This window comes from Pedobacter sp. Leaf41 (assembly GCF_001422545.1).
Taxonomy (GTDB): domain Bacteria; phylum Bacteroidota; class Bacteroidia; order Sphingobacteriales; family Sphingobacteriaceae; genus Pedobacter.
The window spans coordinates 125,186-147,771 of record NZ_LMLE01000007.1 but is presented as its reverse complement, the minus strand read 5'-3'; the positions used below and the strand labels follow the sequence as shown (position 1 = coordinate 147,771).

General features: G+C 37.9%; 22 protein-coding genes. 14 read left to right on the top strand and 8 right to left on the bottom strand.

Annotation, left to right across the window (positions count from 1 at the left end):
• Positions 1 to 62 precede the first annotated feature (62 nt).
• Positions 63 to 2,189 carry a glycogen debranching protein GlgX gene (gene glgX / locus ASE92_RS10920; RefSeq protein ID WP_056850140.1) on the top strand — a complete coding sequence of 709 codons (2,127 nt, stop codon included), beginning with the start codon at positions 63 to 65 and terminating at the stop codon, positions 2,187 to 2,189.
• 35 nt (positions 2,190 to 2,224) lie between these two features.
• On the opposite strand, the gene ASE92_RS10915 is transcribed toward glgX, so the two are convergent.
• Both ASE92_RS10915 and ASE92_RS10910 read right to left on the bottom strand, forming a co-directional pair.
• On the bottom strand, positions 2,225 to 2,425 hold the full coding sequence (locus ASE92_RS10915; protein WP_056850139.1) for a hypothetical protein: 201 nt from the start codon (positions 2,423 to 2,425) through the stop codon (positions 2,225 to 2,227).
• A gap of 9 nt (positions 2,426 to 2,434) precedes the next feature.
• Positions 2,435 to 2,656, bottom strand: coding sequence for a DUF3606 domain-containing protein (locus ASE92_RS10910; protein ID WP_056850138.1), 222 nt, complete (start codon positions 2,654 to 2,656; stop codon positions 2,435 to 2,437).
• Between the two features lie 202 nt (positions 2,657 to 2,858).
• On the opposite strand from ASE92_RS10910, the gene ASE92_RS20935 reads away from it, so the two are divergent.
• The 6 genes from ASE92_RS20935 to ASE92_RS10885 all read left to right on the top strand — a co-directional run bounded on the left by ASE92_RS20935 (position 2,859) and on the right by ASE92_RS10885 (position 9,068).
• Positions 2,859 to 3,032, top strand: coding sequence for a DUF3606 domain-containing protein (locus tag ASE92_RS20935; protein ID WP_157255716.1), 174 nt, complete (start codon positions 2,859 to 2,861; stop codon positions 3,030 to 3,032).
• A 10-nt stretch (positions 3,033 to 3,042) separates the two neighbouring features.
• Positions 3,043 to 5,742, top strand: a complete 2,700-nt coding sequence (ligD, locus tag ASE92_RS10905; protein WP_056850137.1) for a DNA ligase D — start codon at positions 3,043 to 3,045, stop codon at positions 5,740 to 5,742.
• 51 nt (positions 5,743 to 5,793) lie between these two features.
• Positions 5,794 to 6,090 carry a Dabb family protein gene (locus ASE92_RS10900; protein ID WP_056850136.1) on the top strand — a complete coding sequence of 99 codons (297 nt, stop codon included), beginning with the start codon at positions 5,794 to 5,796 and terminating at the stop codon, positions 6,088 to 6,090.
• A gap of 453 nt (positions 6,091 to 6,543) precedes the next feature.
• Complete coding sequence (locus tag ASE92_RS10895) at positions 6,544 to 6,738, top strand: hypothetical protein (RefSeq protein ID WP_056850135.1); 195 nt, start codon at positions 6,544 to 6,546, stop codon at positions 6,736 to 6,738.
• Positions 6,739 to 6,800: 62 nt separating this feature from the next.
• The gene (locus tag ASE92_RS10890) at positions 6,801 to 7,961 is read left to right on the top strand and encodes a DUF3095 family protein (protein ID WP_235527345.1); all 1,161 of its coding nucleotides are present in this window, start codon (positions 6,801 to 6,803) and stop codon (positions 7,959 to 7,961) included.
• 177 nt (positions 7,962 to 8,138) lie between these two features.
• Complete coding sequence (locus tag ASE92_RS10885; protein WP_056850134.1) at positions 8,139 to 9,068, top strand: NADP-dependent oxidoreductase; 930 nt, start codon at positions 8,139 to 8,141, stop codon at positions 9,066 to 9,068.
• 66 nt (positions 9,069 to 9,134) lie between these two features.
• On the opposite strand, the gene mgrA is transcribed toward ASE92_RS10885, so the two are convergent.
• Positions 9,135 to 10,124, bottom strand: coding sequence for an L-glyceraldehyde 3-phosphate reductase (gene mgrA / locus ASE92_RS10880; RefSeq protein ID WP_056850409.1), 990 nt, complete (start codon positions 10,122 to 10,124; stop codon positions 9,135 to 9,137).
• Positions 10,125 to 10,347: 223 nt separating this feature from the next.
• On the opposite strand from mgrA, the gene ASE92_RS10875 reads away from it, so the two are divergent.
• Entirely contained in the window at positions 10,348 to 11,523 is a 1,176-nt protein-coding gene (locus tag ASE92_RS10875; RefSeq protein ID WP_056850133.1) for an aldose epimerase family protein, read from the top strand.
• Positions 11,524 to 11,571: 48 nt separating this feature from the next.
• On the opposite strand, the gene ASE92_RS10870 is transcribed toward ASE92_RS10875, so the two are convergent.
• Positions 11,572 to 12,234, bottom strand: a complete 663-nt coding sequence (locus tag ASE92_RS10870; RefSeq protein ID WP_056850132.1) for an HAD family phosphatase — start codon at positions 12,232 to 12,234, stop codon at positions 11,572 to 11,574.
• Positions 12,235 to 12,440: 206 nt separating this feature from the next.
• On the opposite strand from ASE92_RS10870, the gene ASE92_RS10865 reads away from it, so the two are divergent.
• Positions 12,441 to 13,049 (top strand): Crp/Fnr family transcriptional regulator, encoded by a 609-nt coding sequence (locus tag ASE92_RS10865; protein ID WP_056850131.1) that lies wholly within the window; start codon positions 12,441 to 12,443, stop codon positions 13,047 to 13,049.
• On the opposite strand, the gene ASE92_RS10860 is transcribed toward ASE92_RS10865, so the two are convergent.
• Positions 13,046 to 13,693, bottom strand: coding sequence for a phosphatase PAP2 family protein (locus tag ASE92_RS10860; protein ID WP_056850130.1), 648 nt, complete (start codon positions 13,691 to 13,693; stop codon positions 13,046 to 13,048). The genes ASE92_RS10865 and ASE92_RS10860 overlap by 4 nt on opposite strands.
• A gap of 68 nt (positions 13,694 to 13,761) precedes the next feature.
• Complete coding sequence (locus tag ASE92_RS10855) at positions 13,762 to 14,271, bottom strand: PPC domain-containing DNA-binding protein (RefSeq protein WP_056850129.1); 510 nt, start codon at positions 14,269 to 14,271, stop codon at positions 13,762 to 13,764.
• A gap of 76 nt (positions 14,272 to 14,347) precedes the next feature.
• Here ASE92_RS10855 and ASE92_RS10850 point away from each other — a divergent pair, with 76 nt between their 5' ends.
• A complete protein-coding gene (locus ASE92_RS10850) occupies positions 14,348 to 14,866 on the top strand; it encodes a very short patch repair endonuclease (protein WP_235527344.1) in 519 nt (172 codons plus the stop codon).
• Here ASE92_RS10850 and ASE92_RS10845 read toward each other — a convergent pair whose 3' ends face one another.
• Positions 14,867 to 15,217, bottom strand: coding sequence for a hypothetical protein (locus tag ASE92_RS10845; protein ID WP_157255715.1), 351 nt, complete (start codon positions 15,215 to 15,217; stop codon positions 14,867 to 14,869).
• 133 nt (positions 15,218 to 15,350) lie between these two features.
• Positions 15,351 to 16,325 (bottom strand): Gfo/Idh/MocA family protein, encoded by a 975-nt coding sequence (locus tag ASE92_RS10840; protein ID WP_056850127.1) that lies wholly within the window; start codon positions 16,323 to 16,325, stop codon positions 15,351 to 15,353.
• A gap of 269 nt (positions 16,326 to 16,594) precedes the next feature.
• Between ASE92_RS10840 and ASE92_RS10835 the strand changes: the two genes are divergently transcribed.
• The 4 genes from ASE92_RS10835 to ASE92_RS10820 all read left to right on the top strand — a co-directional run bounded on the left by ASE92_RS10835 (position 16,595) and on the right by ASE92_RS10820 (position 22,575).
• Positions 16,595 to 17,176 carry a hypothetical protein gene (locus ASE92_RS10835; RefSeq protein ID WP_056850126.1) on the top strand — a complete coding sequence of 194 codons (582 nt, stop codon included), beginning with the start codon at positions 16,595 to 16,597 and terminating at the stop codon, positions 17,174 to 17,176.
• A gap of 74 nt (positions 17,177 to 17,250) precedes the next feature.
• On the top strand, positions 17,251 to 17,682 hold the full coding sequence (locus tag ASE92_RS10830) for a hypothetical protein (RefSeq protein WP_056850125.1): 432 nt from the start codon (positions 17,251 to 17,253) through the stop codon (positions 17,680 to 17,682).
• A gap of 250 nt (positions 17,683 to 17,932) precedes the next feature.
• Positions 17,933 to 19,537, top strand: a complete 1,605-nt coding sequence (locus ASE92_RS10825; RefSeq protein ID WP_056850124.1) for a tetratricopeptide repeat protein — start codon at positions 17,933 to 17,935, stop codon at positions 19,535 to 19,537.
• A 260-nt stretch (positions 19,538 to 19,797) separates the two neighbouring features.
• The gene (locus ASE92_RS10820) at positions 19,798 to 22,575 is read left to right on the top strand and encodes a TonB-dependent receptor (RefSeq protein ID WP_056850123.1); all 2,778 of its coding nucleotides are present in this window, start codon (positions 19,798 to 19,800) and stop codon (positions 22,573 to 22,575) included.
• The last annotated feature ends 11 nt before the right edge of the window (positions 22,576 to 22,586 follow it).

Below are 22,586 nucleotides of genomic sequence, written 5' to 3'. Positions count from 1 at the left end.
TAAGTCAAACGGATTGTTAAATCAAAGACGAGTTTTGATTTACGCACGATCAGATTTATAGTATGGCTGAATATTTACAATTTCCGGGGGAAGCTTATCCTTTGGGCGCAACATGGGATGGAAACGGGGTAAATTTTGCGCTTTATGCCGAAAGCGCTACCGCTGTAGAGTTGTGTTTCTTCGATCATGAACATGCTGAAGAAGAAACGGTTAGGATTAATATTCAGGAAAGGTCGCACCAAATCTGGCATTGCTATATTCCTGATGTAAAGCCAGGGCAGTTATATGGTTATCGGGTATTCGGACCTTACCGCCCATCGCAAGGCCATCGTTTTAACGGCAACAAAGTGCTTCTAGATCCTTATGCTAAGGCCATTGCCGGCAATATAAAATGGAACGAAGCCCTTTTTGGATATCAGTTGGGATCAGAAGAAATGGATCTGAGCTTCAGCGAAGCGGACAGTGCAGCATACATACCAAAATCAGTTGTAATTGATTCAAGCTATGATTGGGAAGATGATAAGCATCCAAAAATTAATTATAATCAAACGGTTATCTATGAAATGCATGTTAAGGGTTTTACAAAAACCCACCCTGATATCCCCGAAAATTTGAGGGGAACTTACGCAGGGCTTGCTCATCCGGTATCAATCAGTTACTTAAAAAAACTAGGTGTAACGGCGGTCGAACTCATGCCTGTACATCAATTTATTTCTGATCATCATCTCGAAGAAAAGGGATTAACAAATTATTGGGGCTACAATAGCATCGGTTTTTTTGCCCCCGATTCTCGATATGCCTCTTCAGATATTCGTGGCGATCAGGTTCGCGAGTTTAAAGATATGGTAAAGGCCTTACACAAAGCAGGCATCGAAGTGATTCTAGACGTTGTATATAATCATACAGGAGAAGGAAATCACCTTGGCCCAACCTTATCATTTAAAGGGATCGATAACCACTGCTATTATAGATTGGAAAACGATAAAAGGTATTATACAGACTATACCGGCACTGGAAATACGCTAAATTCGATGTTACCGAACGTGCTCCGATTTATTATGGATAGTTTGAGGTATTGGATTTTGGAGATGCATATCGATGGTTTTCGATTTGATCTGGCCTCCACTTTAGCCAGAGAATTACATGAAGTTAACCGGTTAAGTGCATTTTTTGATATCATCCACCAAGATCCGGTAATTTCGCAAGCGAAGTTGATTGCCGAACCCTGGGATGTGGGCGAAGGAGGTTACCAGGTTGGAAAGTTTCCTCCCGGATGGGCAGAATGGAATGGCATGTATCGGGATGTAATGCGTGATTATTGGCGTGGCAATCCGAATATGCTTGGCGAATTTGCACAACGTTTTCTCGGAAGTCCGGATTTATACAAAGAAGATTATCGCCGCCCAACTGCGAGTATTAATTTTATTACGGCGCATGATGGTTTTACGCTTCATGATTTGGTTTCCTATAATCATAAACACAATGAAGCCAATTTAGATGATAACAATGATGGAGAAGACCATAACAAATCGTGGAATTGTGGGGTAGAAGGAGAAACCGATAACGAAGAAATTATCAACCTGCGACTGCAGCAAAAGCGTAATTTTTTAGCTACACTATTTTTATCACAGGGGATTCCTATGCTTGTTTCTGGCGATGAAATGGGGAAAACCCAACAAGGAAATAACAATACCTACTGTCAGGATAATGAGCTTTCATGGTTAGATTGGGCAAATGCCGATCAATCATTATTAAATTTTACACAAGAGTTGATTCAGTTGAGGCAAAATCACCCAAGCTTAAGAAGGAGAAAGTGGTTTATTGGTAAAGAAGTAGGGGAGGATGGCATAAACGATATTGCCTGGTTTACACCTGATGGAAATCCGATGAAAGGACATAACTGGGAAAAAGATTTCGCCCGTTCTATTGGAATTTACTTTCACGGTGAAGGAATACAAAGCAAAGGCCCGATGGGCGAAGATATTCTTGATAACCACTTTTTTATCATTTTCAACGCACATTACGAAGCTTTAGATTATAAACTTCCAAAGGAAGAATATGGGAAAAGCTGGAAGAAAGTTTTAGATACTGCGACTGGCGAAATTGCTAAAGATGGCTTCGGTTTACTTACTGCATCTGAAGGGTTAGAAGTTGCCGGAAGATCCGTAACCGTTCTCAAATCAGCATAAAAAAGAAAGCAGGTTTTAAGGAACCTGCTTAGCAGTTAAAGTAAATTTGATAAACCGTTTTTAGGATTAAAAACAGTCAATATTTTAATTGTTGCTTTTGGGTTCCGAACAGCATTATCATTAATTTTCTTAGAGAAAACGCTGGCTTGAGGGGGTAAATCAATCAAATGAGCACAATCTGTTATTAGGGCATCAGGTTCAACCTGATGTTTTCTAGTTTCAAATTTGTTATCCATTTCAAAATTTTAATGGTTAACGAAACGTTGATAAGTGCTTGCAGATTTAATTTTTTCTAAGCTTAAATAATCCTTTAATTTAGAAAATTCCATGCTTTGTACCGCTTTAACGGCAGACTTTAATTTCTCGCTGCTTACGCCTAGTCTTGTTGCCCAGTAGTTACGATCTTGCTCATCGGCAATTTCAACCACTTCTTTCCTCGCTGTTGTCGAAATGTTTTGGTGTATCATAGGTCTATAAATTGGTTAGTGATAATACAGTGAAAACACTATCTCTGTCGCTTTAGTTTTGAGAAATGAGTTTTTTATTTGAGAAGTGATTATTTATGTTTTTTAGATGATATAAATGTTTAATTGAGATAGAAAGCGGCTATATGCGTTTAAAACTTTTTGGTTTAAAGCACTGTTTAACTGTTATCTAATCAAAATTATTATGGATGATAAAACTAAGACAGGTGGTGCTGATCGCAGCAGAATCAACATCAACGAAGGTTATGAGCTAGATTATTGGTCTAACAAATTTGCAGTGAGCAAAGATAAGCTTAAGGCTGCAGTGGAAACGGTCGGCACATCAGTTACTGCCGTTGAAAATTTTTTGAAAAAGTAAAATAATAATTATGAGCCTGGAAAAGTATGTAGCTAAACGAGATTTCTCAAAAACAACCGAACCGAAATCGGGTAGGAGTAAGAGTAGAACCAAATTGATGTTTGTGATTCAAAAACACGATGCATCTCGTTTACACTATGATTTTAGGTTGGAAATGGATGGTGTATTAAAAAGTTGGGCAGTCCCAAAAGGTCCTTCAACAGATCCAAAAAATAAACGATTGGCGATGATGGTTGAAGATCATCCCTTTGATTATAGAAATTTCGAGGGTATTATTCCACAGGGAGAATACGGGGGCGGAACAGTAATTGTTTGGGATGAAGGTACTTATGAGCCTATTGAAGAGATCAAGAGCAAAAAAGCACAGGAGAAACATTTACTCAAGCAATTGGAGGCTGGTTCGGTTAAAATAAAATTGAACGGCGAAAAGTTGAAGGGTGAATTTGCCTTAGTTAAAACCCATGGAATGGGCGAAAACGGTTGGTTATTGATTAAACATAAAGACGATTTTGCTTCAACGAAAGACATTACAAAACAAGACAAATCGGTTTTATCTGGTAAAACCATTGAAGGAATGGAAAAATCTTCTGAAAAGGTTTGGAAAGATGGCAAGGAACAGACACTAAAGCCTGAGAAAAAAAAACCTGTAAAATCTAAAAAAAAGGAGACTAAAGAAGTCGGTGAAACTGTAGCGCTAGATCCGAAGGAAATCTTAAAAAAGGCACCAAAAACAGCAATCCCCAAAAATATAAAGCCCATGCTGGCCACACTGGTTGATGAACCTTTTGATGATGAGGACTGGCAATACGAAGTAAAATGGGATGGTTATCGTGCTTTGGCGTTTATCAACAAGAAGCAGGTGAATCTTGTTTCCCGAAATAACAAATCGTTCAACGAAAAATTTTACCCAATATACGACCTGCTTCAAGAATGGAGCATCAATGCTGTTTTGGATGGCGAAATTTTAGTATTGAATGAAAAAGGGATTTCGAACTTCGGATCTTTACAAAACTGGAGAAGCGAGGCTGACGGGGAGCTTGTATTTTACGTATTCGACTTGCTTTGGTGTGAGGGTAAAAATTTAATGGAGTTACCACTTTATCAACGGCAGGCTATTTTAAACGAGGTTTTGCCAATTGACGATGATCGGGTTCGCCTTGGTAAGGTTTTTAAGGCCAGCGGAACAGATTTTTTCGCTGCTGCCGAGAAAATGGGTTTGGAAGGTATCATTGCAAAGAAAATTAAAAGTACTTATGTGGCCGATCGCCGATCAAAAGATTGGTTGAAAATCAAAGTGCATAAACGCCAGGAAGTAATTATTGCAGGCTACACCAAAAATGAAGATACCTCTAAATCCTTTAGCTCTTTGCTCCTCGGTGTTTATGAAAATAGAAAGCTTCAATATGTAGGTAAAGTTGGGACAGGTTTTTCGGATAAACTGCAAAAAGAGTTAGTGAAGCAGTTCGACAAACTTATTATTGGTAAAAGCCCTTTTGATGAATTGCCTGATGTAAACAAACCATCTAGGTTTCGCCCAAATCCTCCAAAAGCAAAAGCTACCTGGCTAAAACCAGAACTTGTTTGCGAAGTGGCATTTACTGAAATTACGGATGATGGTGTTTTTCGTCACCCGTCTTTTCAAGGCATGCGTGAGGATAAAAAAGCGGCGGATGTGGTTAGGGAAACAGAAGTTCCTACTGAAGAGATCATAGATCAAGCATTAGATCAAAAAGAAACACATTCGGAAGCCATCAATCCACCAAAAGGAAAAGATAAAAAAACGCTGCTTAATCCGAAAGATGAAACACAAGTGCGGAAGATTAAAGGGCACGAGCTAAAATTTACCAACTTAAGTAAAATTTACTGGCCCGAAGATAAGGTAACGAAAAGGGACATGTTTAATTATTATTACCAGGTCGCCGAATACATTCTTCCTTACTTGAAAGATCGGCCACAGTCGCTAAATCGTTTCCCAGGGGGTATTCATGGCAAAAGTTTCTACCAAAAAGATGTTAAGGGAAAAGCGCCAGATTGGGCAAAAACTTTTCCTTATGAAAATGGCGAAGGAGAGAAGAAAGAATATCTGGTGGGCACTGATGAAGCTTCCTTGCTTTGGATGGCCAGTTTAGGTTGCATAGAAATGAATCCATGGTTTAGCCGCGTTCAAAGCCCCGAAAATCCAGATTATTGCGTAATTGATCTTGATCCGGATAAGCATTCTTTTGATCAGGTGGTAGAAGCTGCATTAGAAACAAAAAAGGTATTGGATGCGATAGACGTACCGAGTTTTTGCAAAACCTCAGGGTCAACGGGCATGCATATTTACATTCCGCTAAACGCAAAGTACAGTTACGATCAAAGCCAGATGTTTGCCAAAATTATTGTTAACCTGGTGCATGATCAAATACCGGAATATACTTCTTTAGAACGCATGATCTCGGCCAGAAAAGGTAAAATGTACTTAGACTTTTTGCAAAACAGGCCAGGAGCTACCATTGCGGGGCCATATTCCCTCCGACCAAAAGTTGGGGCAACCGTTTCTATGCCGTTGCATTGGGATGAGGTTAAGCCAGGATTGAAGATGCAAGATTTCAATATTTTTAATGCAATAGATCGGTTAAAAGTAGAAGGCGATCTTTTTAAAGGCGTTTTAGGAAAAGGAATTGATTTAAAGAAAGCCATTAGCAAGGCTAAAAGTGTTTTTGGCTAAGTATGATGATCATTCTGCAATTTATTATATTTGGGAAAAAAATAGAAAATAATGATATCCCACCACGTTTTATTTTGGCTTAAAGCCGATACCACCGAAGAACAGAAAGCTGCATTCCGTAAAAGTTTACAAACATTAGAGAATATTGAAGTGATTAAAAACTTCCACGTAGGTACGCCTGCACCTATCGAAAGGGCTGTTGTAGATACTACTTATACATTCAGTTTGATTTTGTTTTTCGAAAATTTAGCTGCACATGATGTTTACCAGGTTCACCCGTTGCATAAAGCATTTCTAGATGAGTTCAAAATCTTCTTCGATAAAGTGATCATTTACGACGCACATTAAAATTTATAAAGGTTGTATTGCAATTACCAATTCAGTATTTAATTTAACATTTAATTTGCAATTCTGTTATGCCCAGCTTGACTGGGCATCCTAATTTATTAAAAAGACTTTTCACTTTTCATGATATATTAAGATTCTCGCTTTCGCGGGACTGACGCTTTTTTCAGGTTATCTTATTTATTGAACTAAAAAATTGATTTTGTTGGATCCTATTTTTTGTGACTAATAAGTCTTTAGCGAATTAAAATCTATCCAATTTTAAGATTGAATTTTACTTATAATCACAGTTTTGGAGCAATTCCATTTCATCTGTTTATCCCGAAGTTATAATCGCGACAAGTATTTTTACATAAATATCGATTCTTGTAATATTACCCCTACTCAATAATAGTTAAACTTTAGTTCCACAAATCCATATTACTTCGCTCAACGTAAATATTGAAAAGGGCAATCATGGATAAATTAAAACTCCTAAAACGAGCTTCAATAAACATTTTGCAGCTTGAAAATATCAAGATAGGTGATCTTATTGCTGATGAATTTGGTCATAGCGGAAAGGTTATAGAGATAGAAAAGATTAGCTGTAACAAGCAGTTTCACTACTATTTTTATCTTCACAAACAACATACTATTTTGATGATTGTGTAAGGGATAAAATATTCAAATCCTTTTACATCAGTTTCGTAAAATTATCTCACTATATTGGTTTTATGATAACAACTGATCAGGATCATTTTTATTCCAATCTTCAAATTCACAAAACTCCTCTGCATCAACTTTTGTTGAGAAAGGATTTATTTAAAGAAGTTCCAATTGACTGGCACATTATCATTACTGATATTAAAAGTTCTACACAAGCAGTTAATGCTGGCTTGCACGAAAATGTAAACCTTATTGCAACAGGAAGCATTGTTACTGTGCTCAATATTGCTTTTAAAGCAAATATTGCCATACCATTTTTCTTTGGTGGAGATGGCGCAACTTTTATCGTTCCTGCACTTATTGTAGATAAAGCAATGAGCGCCTTGCAGGTTTACAGAAGAAATACCTTGCAAAATTTCAATTTAGATCTTCGTGCGGGGATAGTTCCGGTTAAAGAAATATACGAATTAGGCCATCTATTAAATATTAGTCGCTACAGCATTTCGAAAGTTTTCTCCATTCCTATCATTCTAGGAAACGGATTGGATTATGCAGAAAAAATTATAAAAGGAGAAAACTATCTATTTGCCAAGGACGATACTTTCGATGAAGAACTGGATTTGAGTGGGATGCAATGTCGCTGGGATAAAATTCAACCACCTGAAAATAGTGAGGAGGTAGTTACTTTGATCGCCGTAGCACGAAACTTTAACCGGCAAGCGGAAGTATTAAGTCATGTGATAAGACAGCTGGATATCATTTATGGTACCCCGGAAAAGCGCCAACCCATTTCTATTCCTAAGCTGATTTTTAGAACAAGTTTCAACAATCTGGGTAGAGAAATGCGGCATCGGCTTGGTAAAATAAAGTTTTTCGAACTTATTAAAACCTGGTTCATCAACGCATATGGATACATTTATTTTCGAACGGAAAGCGGCAAGAAGTATTTAAATCAAATGGTCGAAATGTCGGATACGTTGGTGATCGACGGAAGGCTAAATACAGTGATTACAGGTACTAAGCTGCAACGGACCAAGCTTGAAAAGGCATTAGACCTCCTGGAGAAAAATGGCGAAATTTTATACGGAGTCTATGTCAGCGGCGAATCGGTAATGTCATGCTACGTACGCGATTTAGAAGATGATCATATCCACTTTGTTGATGGCGCAGAAGGTGGTTACACCAAGGCAGCAGCAGTTTTGAAGGCGAAAATTAAAGACATGCAATAATCTTTGTCTCGATAAAAAGGATCTTTCCAAACGAGAAAGAAAAATTATCGAACACAATTTTTTGTACTTGGTTGTTAGAATTATAAGGGCTGAAATCATGTTAGTTTTTTTGCCTGATGTTATAGCAGTTTAAAACCTGCCGAATTGCAATCAAATATTCATATTAAATAGCAACCTATGAAAGCGATTAGAATCCATGAATTTGGTGGTCCGGAAGTTTTATCTATTGATGATGTTGACATCCCAAAGCCAGGTAAAGACGAAGTACTAGTTAAAATTCATGCTACAAGTGTTAATCCTGTTGATTGGAAAATCAGGGCCGGTTTAAGGAAAGAAAAATTTCCTTCAACCTTTCCGCTAACCATTGGCTGGGATTTTTCTGGAGTAGTAGAAGAATTGGGCGAAAAAGTGAGTACATTTAGAAAAGGAGATGAGGTTTATGGTCGGCCAGATTTGACAAAAAATGGAACCTACGCGGAATATGCTGTTGTCAAAGCCAATACCATTTGCATAAAGCCCTTAAGTATTGGCCACACCGAGGCAGCAGCAGTTCCGCTGGCTGGTTTAACTGCCTGGCAAGGCCTGTTTGATCACGGTTTATTAAAAGAAGGACAAAAAGTTTTAATCCATGCGGCTGCTGGCGGTGTTGGAACCTATGCGGTTCAATTTGCTAAAGCGATAGGGGCGTACGTCATTGGGACATCTTCTGATTATAATATCGATTTTTTAAAACGTTTGGGCGCCGATGAGGTGATCGATTATAACATGGACGACTTTGAAAAAGTGTTAAGCGATATCGATCTTGTTTTCGATACGATTGGCGGAGAAACGCAACTGAAATCTCTCGATGTTTTAAAAGAAGGCGGCAGATTAATTACTGTTTTGGCACCCGAGTACGTGGCTGAAGCGAAGGCAAAAAAAGTGCATCTCATTGGTTTTACTGCTCAAGCTAAGGCCAATCAATTGAAGGAGATTGGTGAAATGATAGACAATGGAAAAGTGAAGCCAATTGTCGAAACCATTTATACGTTAAGCGATGCTAGAAAAGCACATATCGAAAGTAAAACTGGGCATACCAGAGGTAAAATAGTTTTGCAGGTGATTTAAAATAAAAAACCTAAAACATAAAAAAGCACCAAATTGATTCAATCATTTGGTGCTTTTTCGTTAAAGTTATTTCAAAATCTCATCAATTAATTTAATCTCTTCATCGCTAAATCTAGTGTTGTCCAAAGCTTTAATTGAATCTGTAATTTGTTCTGATTTGCTGGCGCCAATCAAAACGCTGGTAATCCGCTTATCTTTTAAGATCCATGAAAGCGCCATGTGCGAAAGTTTCTGACCACGAGATTTTGCCAACTCATTCAATTGAGTAACTACTGCTAGTTTTTCTGGTGTAATATTGGTTTCTTTTAAGAAAATCCCACTTGTGGCCACCCTTGAATCGGCTGGAATACCATGCAAATATTTATCGGTTAATAAACCTTGTGCTAGCGGTGAAAAAGGAATACAGCCTACACCATTTTCCTCCAATACGTCCAATAGACCATTTTCTACCCAGCGCTCAAACATGGAATATTTTGGCTGATGAATGAGGCAAGGCGTTCCGTTTTCTTTCAGGATTTCAATTGCAGCAGCAGCTTCTTCTGCACTGTAGTTGGAGATGCCCACATATAAGGCCTTCCCTTGTTTTACCATCAGGCTTAACGTATCCATAGTTTCCTGCAATGGCGTGTGAGGATCTGGGCGATGGTGATAAAAAATATCCACATAATCCAGTTTCATTCTTTTTAAACTTTGATCAAGGCTGGAAACCAGGTATTTTTTCGATCCCCATTCCCCATAAGGGCCATTCCACATATGATAACCGGCTTTACTCGAGATTACCATTTCATCGCGATAGCCTTTAAGGTGTTGATGAAGAATGTTACCAAAAACCTCTTCAGCCGATCCCGGCGGCGGTCCGTAATTGTTCGCAAGGTCAAAATGTGTAATGCCGTTGTTGAAAGCGGTGTAGATAAGTTCTTTGCTGTTTTCGAAAACATTAACATGGCCGAAGTTGTGCCATAACCCTAAGGAAATTGCAGGCAGTTTCAATCCGCTATTACCGCAACGATTATATAACATTTTGTCGTAGCGATTATCTGATACAATATTGTTCATCATTTTTGAAGTTATTGGCAATAATAAACAGAATATAAGTTTAATTTATAATTAAGTTTCGCAATCAAACCAAGTTTGATCAGAAGGGGAATTATGTTTCTTCTTTCTATATCACAATAGATACAAAAAACGATCACACTATATAGATCTAAATCGTTTTATTTGTAATAAAAGAAATATTAATAAGCTTCTATTAGCCAATTATCTAACCCAATATTATTAAATGATGAAAATAAAATCTTTTACAGGTCTATGTTTTCTTGCTATACTAGGTTTAGCTTCCTGCCAGTCTGAAAGCGGAAAATCCAGCAAAGAAAATACACAAACTACTGATTCAATAACTGTTGTAAAATTAGTTGCAGATTCTTTTCAAAAAGAAATTGATGGTAAAAGTACAGGTCTTTATACCTTAAAAAACAAAAACCAAGCTGAAGCTATTTTTACCAATTATGGCGGGCGGCTAGTGAGTTTATTGATGCCTGATAAGGATAAAAAAATGGTCGACGTAGTGGTAGGATTTAAGAGTGTATCCGACTATCAAAACTCCACCGAGCCCTATTTTGGTGCCACTATCGGTCGATTTGGCAATAGAATAGCCAAAGGGAAATTTACTTTGGATGGGAAAAAATATCAGTTATTTACAAACAATGGGCAAAACACTTTGCATGGCGGTAAAAAAGGTTACCAGGATGTAGTTTGGGACGCGAAGCAAATTAACGAACACACCATTCAGTTCGATTATTTATCAAAAGATGGTGAGGAAAATTTCCCTGGAAACCTAAAAGTAACGGTAACTTATACCTTAACGGATGATAATGAACTGAAGATGGACTATCAGGCTAGTACCGATAAAACTACCGTATTAAATTTAACGAATCATGCATTTTTTAATTTAAATGGTGAGGGGAGTGGTGATATTTTAAATCATGAGGTTGAGATATTTGCCGATGAATATACACCTGTTGATTCTACACTAATTCCGACCGGGAAGATTGAAAAAGTTAAAAACACTCCATTTGATTTTACTACGGCCACTAACATTGGTGCAAGAATTAAGGATAATAATGAGCAGTTAACTTTTGGCAAAGGATATGACCACAATTATGTGCTCAACAAAACAAAGGCTATGAATATGTTCCAGGCTGCAAGTGTAAAAGGAGATAAATCTGGAATTGTAATGGATGTTTACACGCAAGAACCTGGGTTACAATTTTATAGTGGCAATTTTATGCAAAGCAAAAATAAATTTAAAGGAGGAAGTAAAGACGATTTTAGAACCGCCTTTTGTATGGAAACGCAACATTTTCCTGATTCTCCAAATCAGCCTGGCTTTCCCTCAACGGTATTAAAACCTGGGCAAGTTTACAAGACGAGTTCTATTTATAAATTTTCAAATTAATCTGATTAGACCAAACGAAAAGAACTGCGATTAAGCAGTTCTTTTTGTTTAAAATAACTCCTGCAAAGCAGGATCGTTATAATCTTCTATATACGCGATGATGTTGTTGTATGCCGAAAATTCATCGGCGGTATGCATTGTGGTCAAAACCACACAATTCATTCCTGCATTTTGTGCAGCTTCTACACCTTTTGGCGCATCTTCAAAAACTACACAATCTTCTGCAGCGATGCCTAAAAGCGCAGCGCCTTTGCTAAACGTTTCTGGATCTGGTTTGCTATTTTCAACATCTTCTGCACTCACAATGGCTGAGAAATACGATCGAACATTCAAATTATCCAACACAAAATTAATGTTAAAGGGTATTGCTGCCGAGCCAATGGCCATCAATATTCCTGATTCTTTTGCCTTTTCTAAAAACTGATCTAAGCCAGAAATCAACGTTAAATGTTTTTTGTATGCGGCTTGATAACGGTGTTCTTTTTCGATTGATATTTGGTCGATTTGTTCTTGCGAAAAGTGACCGACACCAAAAACCCGCTCCAAAAGATCTTGATTTTTGCCGTACATTTCCTTCTTAACCGCTTCAAAAGTAATACTCGCTCCCAAATCTTTTGTTAGGATGGAATGCCATGCATGGTTATGAAATTCCATGTCATTTATCATAGTGCCATTTAAGTCGAAAAGAAAAGCCTTTGGTTTTTGATTCATCATGCCACAAAATTATCAGAAATTTTTAGGAATATGTTAAATTAATTTAATCATTGGATTTTGACGGAAGAATTAAAATTTTCCAAAATGTCCATCTTCAAGAATATCTATCTAAAAATAGTTTAAGCCATCATATTTTGTTTGGAAAATCTACTTACAAATAATACATTGCAGTAGAATTACCCCTAACTCTAGATTTTGTTTTTATGAGCCACATTAAAGATGACGGCGAGCGCTTGATTAATTTTTTAAATAGCCTTCATCCCCTTAGTAAGAAGGTAATTGCATTAGCTCGAAAAAAAACCTTTCAAATTATTGTCAAAAAAAATGAGCTGATTCCGAGTATAAATAATACTGGTGAGGAATGCATTTTTATTGTCCTAAAAGGTATTGTTAGAGGATTTATTTTAGATAATGGAAAAGATATTACTACTGTAATAACTGATGAAAATAACATAGTAGGCCACGTTCGTAATCCTGGAGTGGCTCAATCCGTCTATGAGGAACAGTTTCAAGCACTAGAAAATTCTGAATTATTAGTTTTAGAATATTCTTTTATCGATGCACTTTACAAGAAATATCCTGAAATGAATATTTTGGCAAGAAAGCTACTCGCGCTTCATTTCAACATGTCGCAAGAGCGCTCTATTTTGTGCAGAATACCGTCTGCAGAAGTAAGATACAATAAGTTTAGGCTCAGTAATCCGAAACTGAAAAACCGAGTACCAGTTAAATTTTTAGCTACTTATTTAGGAATGCGAATAGAAACATTAAGTAGGATAAGGAAAAAGGAAAAATTGGAATCAGCTGCCTAATTTGAGTTTGTACTTGTGTTTTCCTTTTTAAGATAGAAGTAGCACAATGGGAACAGGCATATTAATCCTAGTAAAAATCCACCTAATGTATCTGTAAACCAGTGTGCACCTAAATATATCCTCGAGGGTGCAATAAAGATCATCAGAAATGCAGAAAGATAAGTGACAACGTTGCGGGTAGCTTTTGGAATAGTAGGCAGACGGTCCATCAAAAAAATCAGAAAGCCAAAAAACAGTACGTAAGACAACACATGCCCACTCGGGTAACTTTGAAACCTATTTACCTCCACTAAACGAACATAGAATGCAGTAGGCCGTGGGCGGTTGATCAGATTTTTGATCGCCAGAATAATCAGCCCCGACACTAAAATAGACGCAATATACAAGCCTTCACGTTTATATTTTTGCCAGTAAAAAATAGCCGCAACTACCAGAACAGATATCAACGACCACGGCAATTCACCAAAAAAACTGATAGCGAGCATTAGTTTATCCAGCCAATCTGCCTGGTAATGTTGGATAAATAAAGAAGCCCGGGTATCAAATGGCAATATCGGGTTATGATCAATAAAAATACTTAAAATGGTGAAAGCCAGAATCAATAGAAATAAGATGATAAGGCCTGTATTACGTTTTAATTGCATTTAAGATTGGTTGAATGTTTCAAAACTATCATTTTCCAATGATTGCCAAACACTTTTTATGCAAAAAGTTAATTACCCAGGTTTAAAACATTAGCACCCAGGGGTTCTTCTTTTACTCTTTCTAATTTCTGTTGGTGTACAGTAATAGTTATTTCTACTGATCCGGTTCCTACTGTGGCAGAAAGCAAATGCCCGCCATAGGCTTTAAAATCTTTTCCGGTTACGGTTCCATGAGTATGTAGTGAAGGTTTACCATTTTGCCAGGCTACTGAGCCACTCATGCTTGCCAATTCTACACGCTCAAATTCTTTAGGCTCATATTCCTTTGTTTTGAAGTTGAAGAAACCAAATTTCGCATTTACGAAACCCATTCCCGAATAACTTGCACTTGGGATGTTTTCTTTGAGGGCAAAATTCTCCAATTGCGCCAATACATCATCACCCTGGCGCAGCACCATAAAAAATCCTGTAGGAGTTTTGATATATCGTTTTGTAGTATCCTGTTGCGGTTTTTGAGCGAAAGTGCTTGTACTTATTGCAAGTATAAGTGATAAGAATGAATAGATAAACTTTTTCATGGAACTGAATTTTATTAGAAACACATGCTGTAAAGAGATTGTTTGCAGCGGCTGTAGTAAACAATGCCCTATAAAAATGAGTTTATTAGTTATGGATAGGAAGCCATACAACAATAAAGAAGCGATAAAAGTTCCTCGCTTTGAAGAAAGTGCAGGTTTTTACACCACGCCGGGCAGAAGCAAAAATATGGCGAAAATTGGTGCGAAAAATAGCCTGCCCGAATTATTGTTGCGTAAAGCGATTTGGGCAAAACACATCCGCTTTCGCATTCATCCCAAAAGTTTTCCTGGTAAGCCTGATATAGTGATTAATAAATATCGATTGGCCATTTTTGTTGATGGTGATTTTTGGCACGGCTTCGATTGGGAGAATAGAAAAGCTATAATTAAAACCAATAAAGGGTTTTGGATTCCAAAAATCGAACGAAATATACAGCGGGATCAGGAAGTAAACGAACTGCTAACCGCAAAAGGTTATACGGTAATGCGCTTTTGGGAGCATGAGGTTAAAGAAAAGTTATCGCTTTGCGTTAATCAAATCGCCTTATTTATTGAAGCTGCAAAAATGGCTGTCATTCCCGTTATCATTGATTAATTACTTTACAACAATTTGCTTGGGTTCAGTAACAACAATTTGATACTTGCCCTTAAATTCGGTAACCACACCCGTAACGCAGATATTGTTGCCCATAAACATCGAAGCCGGTTCAGAAGTAAATTTGGCTTGGTCTTCTTTATTAACAACAACAGTTAACAGCTCTTTAGGGTAAGCACCGCCAAGATTTATCAAGCTTAACTTTTCCAATGCTTTTGTTCCGTAAACAGAATCACACACGCTTACACTTTTACCCACATATTGTGCTGCATCTTTAGCTAAAATTAAGGTTTGGCTTTTTGCTTTGTAAGCAGTGAAACAGATGAATAAAATAAAAGTTAACTCTTTCATAATAGATGGATGATTGGTTGGCAATAAGCTTTTAACAGCTGTTTGGTAGCACAAAGTTAAATATCGGTGGCTTATAAAACAATGTGTTTGTGTAAATACCGCGTTATACTATTGACAGGGCGATGGCTCATTTTTATTTCAATGTAAATCCGTCTAACAGTTCCATTGTTTTGATGGCTTCTTCGGCACTGCATGGGTTTTCTGCTTGATCGAGAAAATAGGACACGACTTTTTCGATCATGGGTTGCTCTACATGTTGAAGCGCTTCGAATTTCAGTGTTTCTGTTTTTTCTTTGATGGTCAAATTTATCTCATGCCCAAACATTGGGAAGCTTATCTTTCCTTTTGATCCGTAAATTTCGCAGATATCTTCGTTCATTCCGTTGGAAACCGTAAAACACCAAACGCCGGTAAACACAATGTCGTTTTCGAATAAAATATGCCCGGTAACCAAATCATCTACGTTTTCTTCTCCAGACTGGTTAACTGAAATGCCATGAAAACTTTTGGTGTTGCCAAAATAGTGAAGCATTAAGTCGAGTTGGTGCGGCGCTAAATCATGGAATAATCCACCTCCTGCAACAGCAGGATTCAGGCGCCAATTGTCTTCTGCCTTTGCAATTAAATCGTTCTGTTTGGGTTGCAGCATTTTCAAATTAACAAAGCGGATATCGCCAATGGAATGCTCTGCCAACAAAGATCTAATTTTTAAGAAGAGCGGTTGTTCTCTACGGTAATGTGCCACGGTTAATTTTACGCCATATTGATTAGCAACGGCAGCCATTCTTTTAGCGGCCTCCGCATTTATAGCCATTGGTTTTTCTACATAAACAGGTTTTCCAGCCGCAAGCGCCTGAATGGTGTATTCCTCATGTTGAAGTGGGGGAGTAGCAATATAAACGGCATCTACTTCGGGGTCGTTAATTAAATCCGTTGCATTGTCGTACCATTTGGCTACACCGTGGCGCCTGGCATAATCTGCAGCCTTTATGGCATCTCTCCGCATTACCGCAACCAGCGATGAGTTAGGAACTTTATTAAAAGCAGGTCCGCTTTTTACTTCTGTTACATCGCCACAGCCAATAATGCCCCATTTAATGTGTTTCATATTGTAAGAATGATTTGGGATGAAGATAAGGATTTAAGGTCAATTGATCTATGCCGATCATTTTAAAAGGAAAATCAATAGGGGTAAAGATCCCATTAACGATTAGGTTGATTAATGGAATCATGAGTATGGTTCGTTCACTCGAAGAAGAAAGTTTGACGCGAATATTATATCATATCCAACGAATGATAAACCAAACACGTCAAATACCAATCATTCCGTAAATGGAAAATAATAATCTCCATCTTTAATCAAGATCTATGAAGCTAATGAAAAAACTAAAATACGCTCTTTTGTTTTTGTCGACGTTTTTAACATTGACAGTTTTTGCGCAAAGCACCCGAAAAATTGTGAAGGATTTTGATGGTGACTTAAAGAAGGACACTATCCGTATTGATGGTGACCGGAAAGCATTGGTTTTGCGGTTATCCACTCAGAAATATAAACTAGTAATAAGCAACCCTATTGACTACCTAAATTTTGGTAATACCTTGGTGGCTACAAGAAATGGATTTGAATTTTGGAACAACTATGACCGTTCAGGTTTCATCAGCGTTTTTTTATATAGCAAAGCGGCTAAAAAAATGCAACTGGTGCAAATGCGTAGAACGGATGATTTGCTCGGCAGAGACCATCCCAATGAAGGGCTTTTTGAGTCTAGCATTAATTTGTTAACCAACAAATATGTTGGAGTAATTAAAAGAGAAGTAAAAGGTAAAACATTAACAACTTTGATAAATTCTGAAATTACCTATCCGAAAACTTATTTAGAGACGTTCGGCGACGCCATTAATTTCGACTATCAGGAACAATGCATCGCCAAATACGAGAGGTTTAATTCAAACAAGTAGATTTTAGCCTCAAATTTAGCTTGAGCACACACCAATCATCAACATAAATGCTAACATTTAATCGATTATTTAATATGAAAACAGTAAACAAAATTTTTCTTTCGCTCGCCACTGTAGTTGCATTAAGCGCTTGTAATAATGATAAAAAAGCTCCGGAGAACGCTTCAAAAAACCCAAACACCGAACTGGAGGCGAATAAAGTAAATGTAGATGAAGCGATGAAAGGCATGCCAACATTTTCTTCGCCTGAAATTCAAAAGGAAGCACAAGAATGGTTTACTTATTTCAAAGAAGGCATGAAAGAAGCACAGCAGAAAGCAAAGTTAGCTAATGGAGATCAGGCTAAAATGAAACAGATAGGCAAAGAAATGGCTGAGAAATTTGCGCCATGGAAAGAGAAAATAGCAGCTTTAAAAATCAAAATGAATGCTGAAGATAAAGTGAAGTTTGAGCAATATGGAACTAAAATAGCACAAGACATCGTTGCGCAGGCACGACGGAATTAGTGAAAGCACATGATGATTTATTGGCTGCTGTAATACTAACCTGCAGTGCGCCAGTAATCATTTAAAAAAAACTAATTCTACGCGATTCCATCAATTGTAGACTATCTATCTCAGGCGACAACAATATTCGTATATTGGATATCAGATTCCAATATTCACGGCGAATATCGCTCCATTCAACCATATTTTCTTTGCCTTATTAATCTTAATTTAACACAGCTGATCGTTCTTTGTCGAAAAATCAATCAGCATGAAAATTTATTTTGCTACCTGCTTCCTGTTACTCTGTTTTGCGCTGGGTGCTTTTGGGCAAGATGTCGGATTCGACAGCATCCGCGATACCATTCCGCAAAAACCACTTGAATCGCTTACCGAACTTAAAAAGAGATATGCTGCATCTATTGAGCAGAATAATGTAATCTTGGAAGGAGAGTGCTTGCAACAAATGGGCAGGGTATGTTATCGACAAGGGCATTTTCGGCAAGCATTGGACTTCTTTTTAAAAGCAGAGAAAATCTTCAATACCCATAATAAACCTTTATCACTCGCAGATAACCTAAGTGATATGGGAATTTTGTATTATTATCTCAAGCAGCCAGAAAAAGCGATGAAGAATTACACCTTGGCGCTGAATATTTATAGAAAGCAGCATCACGCTAAAGGTCAGGCAACCGTATATGGCCATATTGGCCAGCTTTACGAAAAGCGCAGGAACTTTGATAGTGCGTTTATTTACCAAAAACTGGCACTGAAAATCATTGTAAAGACAAATGACATCAGCGGAGCTGCGAAGATTTACGAAAATCTGGGTAGCATTTATGAAGATCTCGAAAAATATGATCTGGCTGGCAGTCACTTTAAAAAATCGCTCAGTTTGTATCAGGAGGATCGAAATGAACTGGGCAGTATTGAAGTGATTAACAACTTAGGAGATATCCTGCGCAAAACCGGGCGATATAAGGAAAGTATTGTGGAAACCAGGTTGGCGATGCAACTTGCCGGCAAGTTGCGGAATGCTTATCAGCTGGCTTCTTGCTGCAGGGATATGGGCAAAGCATATGAGTTGTTAAACCAAATGGACAGCGCTTACCACTATATTCAGTTAGGTTATAAGTACACTTTGGACCTATATTCGGAAGATGGTGCCAAACAAGTTGCTTTTTTACAGGTTATTTATGATTTCAATAAAAAATCGGATGAGATTAATCAATTGCAGGCTGATAAAAAGATCAACCGTATCCTGGCTTTTTCTGCAACAGTAGTCATACTTTTACTTGTTGTACTTGGATTTGTTGTTTTTAGCAGGCAACGTTTGAAATTAAAAGACCAGAAAATGCTAGCCAGGCAAAATCAAATTGAGCACGATTTGACCAGCCTTGAACTTAAAAATCTTCAGCTAGAAGAGCAAAATTTAAAACAGCAGCTGGAAGTGAAAAGCAGGGAGCTTTCTACGCATACCCTAAACCTGATTAAAAATAATCAGTTCCTCGATAACCTTCGCAATACCCTGCAGGCGATGGTAAAAGACGATAAACGAGATCAGAAAAAACAGATGAACCAAATCCTGACTGAAATCAACCAAAGCTTCAATCATGAAAGGAACTGGAAGGAGTTTACCGTAGCTTTTGAGCAGGTTCATCATCAGTTCCTGAAAAACTTAAAAAAGTTTAGCAATGAACTTACTTCAGCCGATATGCGTTTAATTGCCTTGTTGCGAATGAATCTGGATTCGACTGATATCGCCAGTTTATTGGGTATTTCTACCGATAGTTTAAGAGTTTCGAGATATCGGTTGAGAAAAAAACTAAATCTGGCGCAGGGCGATAATTTATCGGCATTTATCCAGGCGCTTTAATCGTTACATCAATGGTCTGAAAATTTCGTTTTGAATTGATTTTCTCTGCTTAACAATTTGTTAATGTAACGGTAATAAAAGCATAACGGCGTTTTGCTTTAGTGTTATTTACTTGATTACCAGTTGTTTATATTATGTTGTTGCTTTTTTATATACGCTCTTGTTAACGGTGTTGCCTTTATGTAACCCCGAAAGTTTTTCGGTATCGAAGTGTGTACACACCTTTGCTCCGTCAAGAATAAAAACAATTGACCAAACAAATGAATAAACTTTTACGAATTCTGTTTTTACTCCTTATTTGTGCTGGCACCGCTCAGGCAACTAAAATAAAAGGGCACGTTTATGATAAGCAAACCGGAGAAGCGATAGTTGGTGCCACCGTAGTGCTTGAAAACCCAAGACGCGTAACCAACACCGGTTTGGATGGAACATTTGAGTTTAAAGGAATGGTAACGGGTTCGGCTAAAATTAGCGTCAGTTACATCACCTATCAAACCATCACGAAAACAATTATGGTGGAGAAAGAAGATAATGAGCATTTGAAGTTCTATATGGAAAGCGATTCAAAAGCCCTTGACGATGTGACCATCAAATCAAATGTAGTTAGTTCTACCGATCAGGGCGCCCGCAGATTGGAAAAAAACGCAACTCAGATCATGAATATTGTTTCTGGAAAAGCAATTGAGATCTCGCCTGATTTAACTGTGGCGAATGTGATGCAACGGGTTTCTGGCGTTTCCATTGAACGGAACAGTAATGGAGATGGGCAGTATGCCATCCTTCGCGGGATGGACAAGCGATATAACTACACTTTGGTAAATGGCGTGAAGATTCCAAGTCCGGATAATAAATACCGTTATATACCTCTTGATTTGTTTCCATCAGATTTGCTTGATCGTTTGGAGATTTACAAAACCTTAACCCCAAACCTGGAAGGAGATGCAATTGGTGGCGGTATTAACATGGTGATGAAAAATGCTCCTGGTAAATTTCAGTTAAATGCCAACATCGCATCTGGCTATAGCCAACTATTTATCGACAGAAAATTTGCCAGTTTTAATTCTTCAGATATCAACTATAAATCCCCTTATGAGTTGAACGGAAAAAATTATAACGCCACCCAGAATGATTTTACGAAGGCTACACTGGATTACAAATATAAAAATCCGGCACCTAATTTAATTGGTAGCCTATCGTTAAGCCAGAGATTTTTAGATAATAAACTGGGTGTGGTACTGGCTGGAAGTTATCAAAATACCTACCGCGGAAGCAACAGCACTTTTTATAATACAGCCGTAAACGGGACGGACGCCTTTGCAGTGATCACCAATAAAAGCTACAGGGAATTCTCAGAACAGCAGCAACGCACCGGTTTACATGGGAAAGTCGACTATGTTTTCAACAAAAATCACCAGTTAAGCCTTTACAATGTGTACGTTAATTTGAAAAACCAGCAGCTTAGAGATGCAGTGACCACAACCTACAATGGTGTTTACAATCCAACTGCAGGAAATGCCGAACTGGTTTACAATACCCGTAGCCGTTTAACCGAGCAACAAATTTATAACAGTACACTTCACGGCGACCATAAATTTTTTGATGAGAAATTTAAAGTTCAATGGTCAGCAGTTTATTCATCTGCAAAAAACGATGTACCGGAAAATACAAGTATCAGTTTAAACGGTATACAGCAAAATTTCCAGAGTCGCCGTTTGAGTTTGGTGAATACCTCGCCCGTAAATCGGAGATGGGAACGCAATACCGACGAGGATTTAGCAGGATACCTAGACTTAGGCTACCGCTTTGATATTGGGGCTGACAAATTAGAAGTTATGGTTGGTGGTTTATACCGTGATAAACAGAGAAGTAGCTTTTTTAACAATTACACCCTCGCACCAAATGCTGCAGATGTGAGTAAGGTTTACGGTGTTGATTATCAAAACTACACCGAGCTTAATTTAGTGGTCAGCAACCCACCAGGTGCTGTAGCGAATCCGCTTACTTATGATGCAACCGAAAAAATCTCAGCAGGTTATGGCATGTTCAAATATACAGCGGCTAAGGTAGAAATTACCGGAGGTGCAAGGATAGAACACACCAATCAAGGCTATAATCTGCTTTTTCCTGCAGGCGAGACTTTTCCAAAAGGGCAACAGGTTTATACAGATGTGTTGCCTAGCTTAACAGCTAAATATTTCTTAACAGATAAGGCACAGTTGCATGCTTCATATTACAAAGCGCTTAATCGCCCAGGCTTTTACGAAATTGTACCAGGCAAAGTAGTAAATGAGGAATTTCAGGAACGTGGAAATCCCGATTTACAACGAGCGCTTGCCGATAACTTTGACCTGCGGTACGAACTTTTTCCGGGTGCATCAGAACAATTGCTTGTAGGAGCATTCTATAAACGCATAAAAAATCCAATTGAATATACGTTCCGGGCAGATGCTGTTCGCGGACAGGACATTTATTACACTCCTGGCAATTTTGGAACCGCTAAAAACTATGGTGCAGAGGTAGATTATATCAAATACTTCAGTAAGATAGGAGTGAAGGCAAATTACACTTATACCCATTCAAGCATTATCACACCAAAAACAACCAGAACCATCAACCCAACCACTGGCGATATACAAGCACTTTCGGTTGACCAGAAACGTCCACTATACGGTCAATCTGAACATATTGCCAATGCTTCTTTATTATTTAAGGATACCAAAAAAGGCTGGGATGCGCAGATTGCCGGGGCTTACACAGGACCACGGATTAACACGGTTTCTCAGTTTTTAAACAATGATCTATGGCAAAAAGGCTTCATCCAGATGGATGCTTCGGCAGAGAAAAGATTTAAAAGCGGCATTAGTATTTTCCTAAAGGCAAACAATATTTTAAATACGCCAACGAAGCTATTTATCAAAGGAACCAATCCTGAGAATAACAAGATCAATGAAGATTTGGTAAAGAATGGAAATACATTGGTGAGAAGTGATTATTACGGCCAGAATTATCTGATCGGCTTTAGATACAAGTTTAATTAAGCTAAATTTTT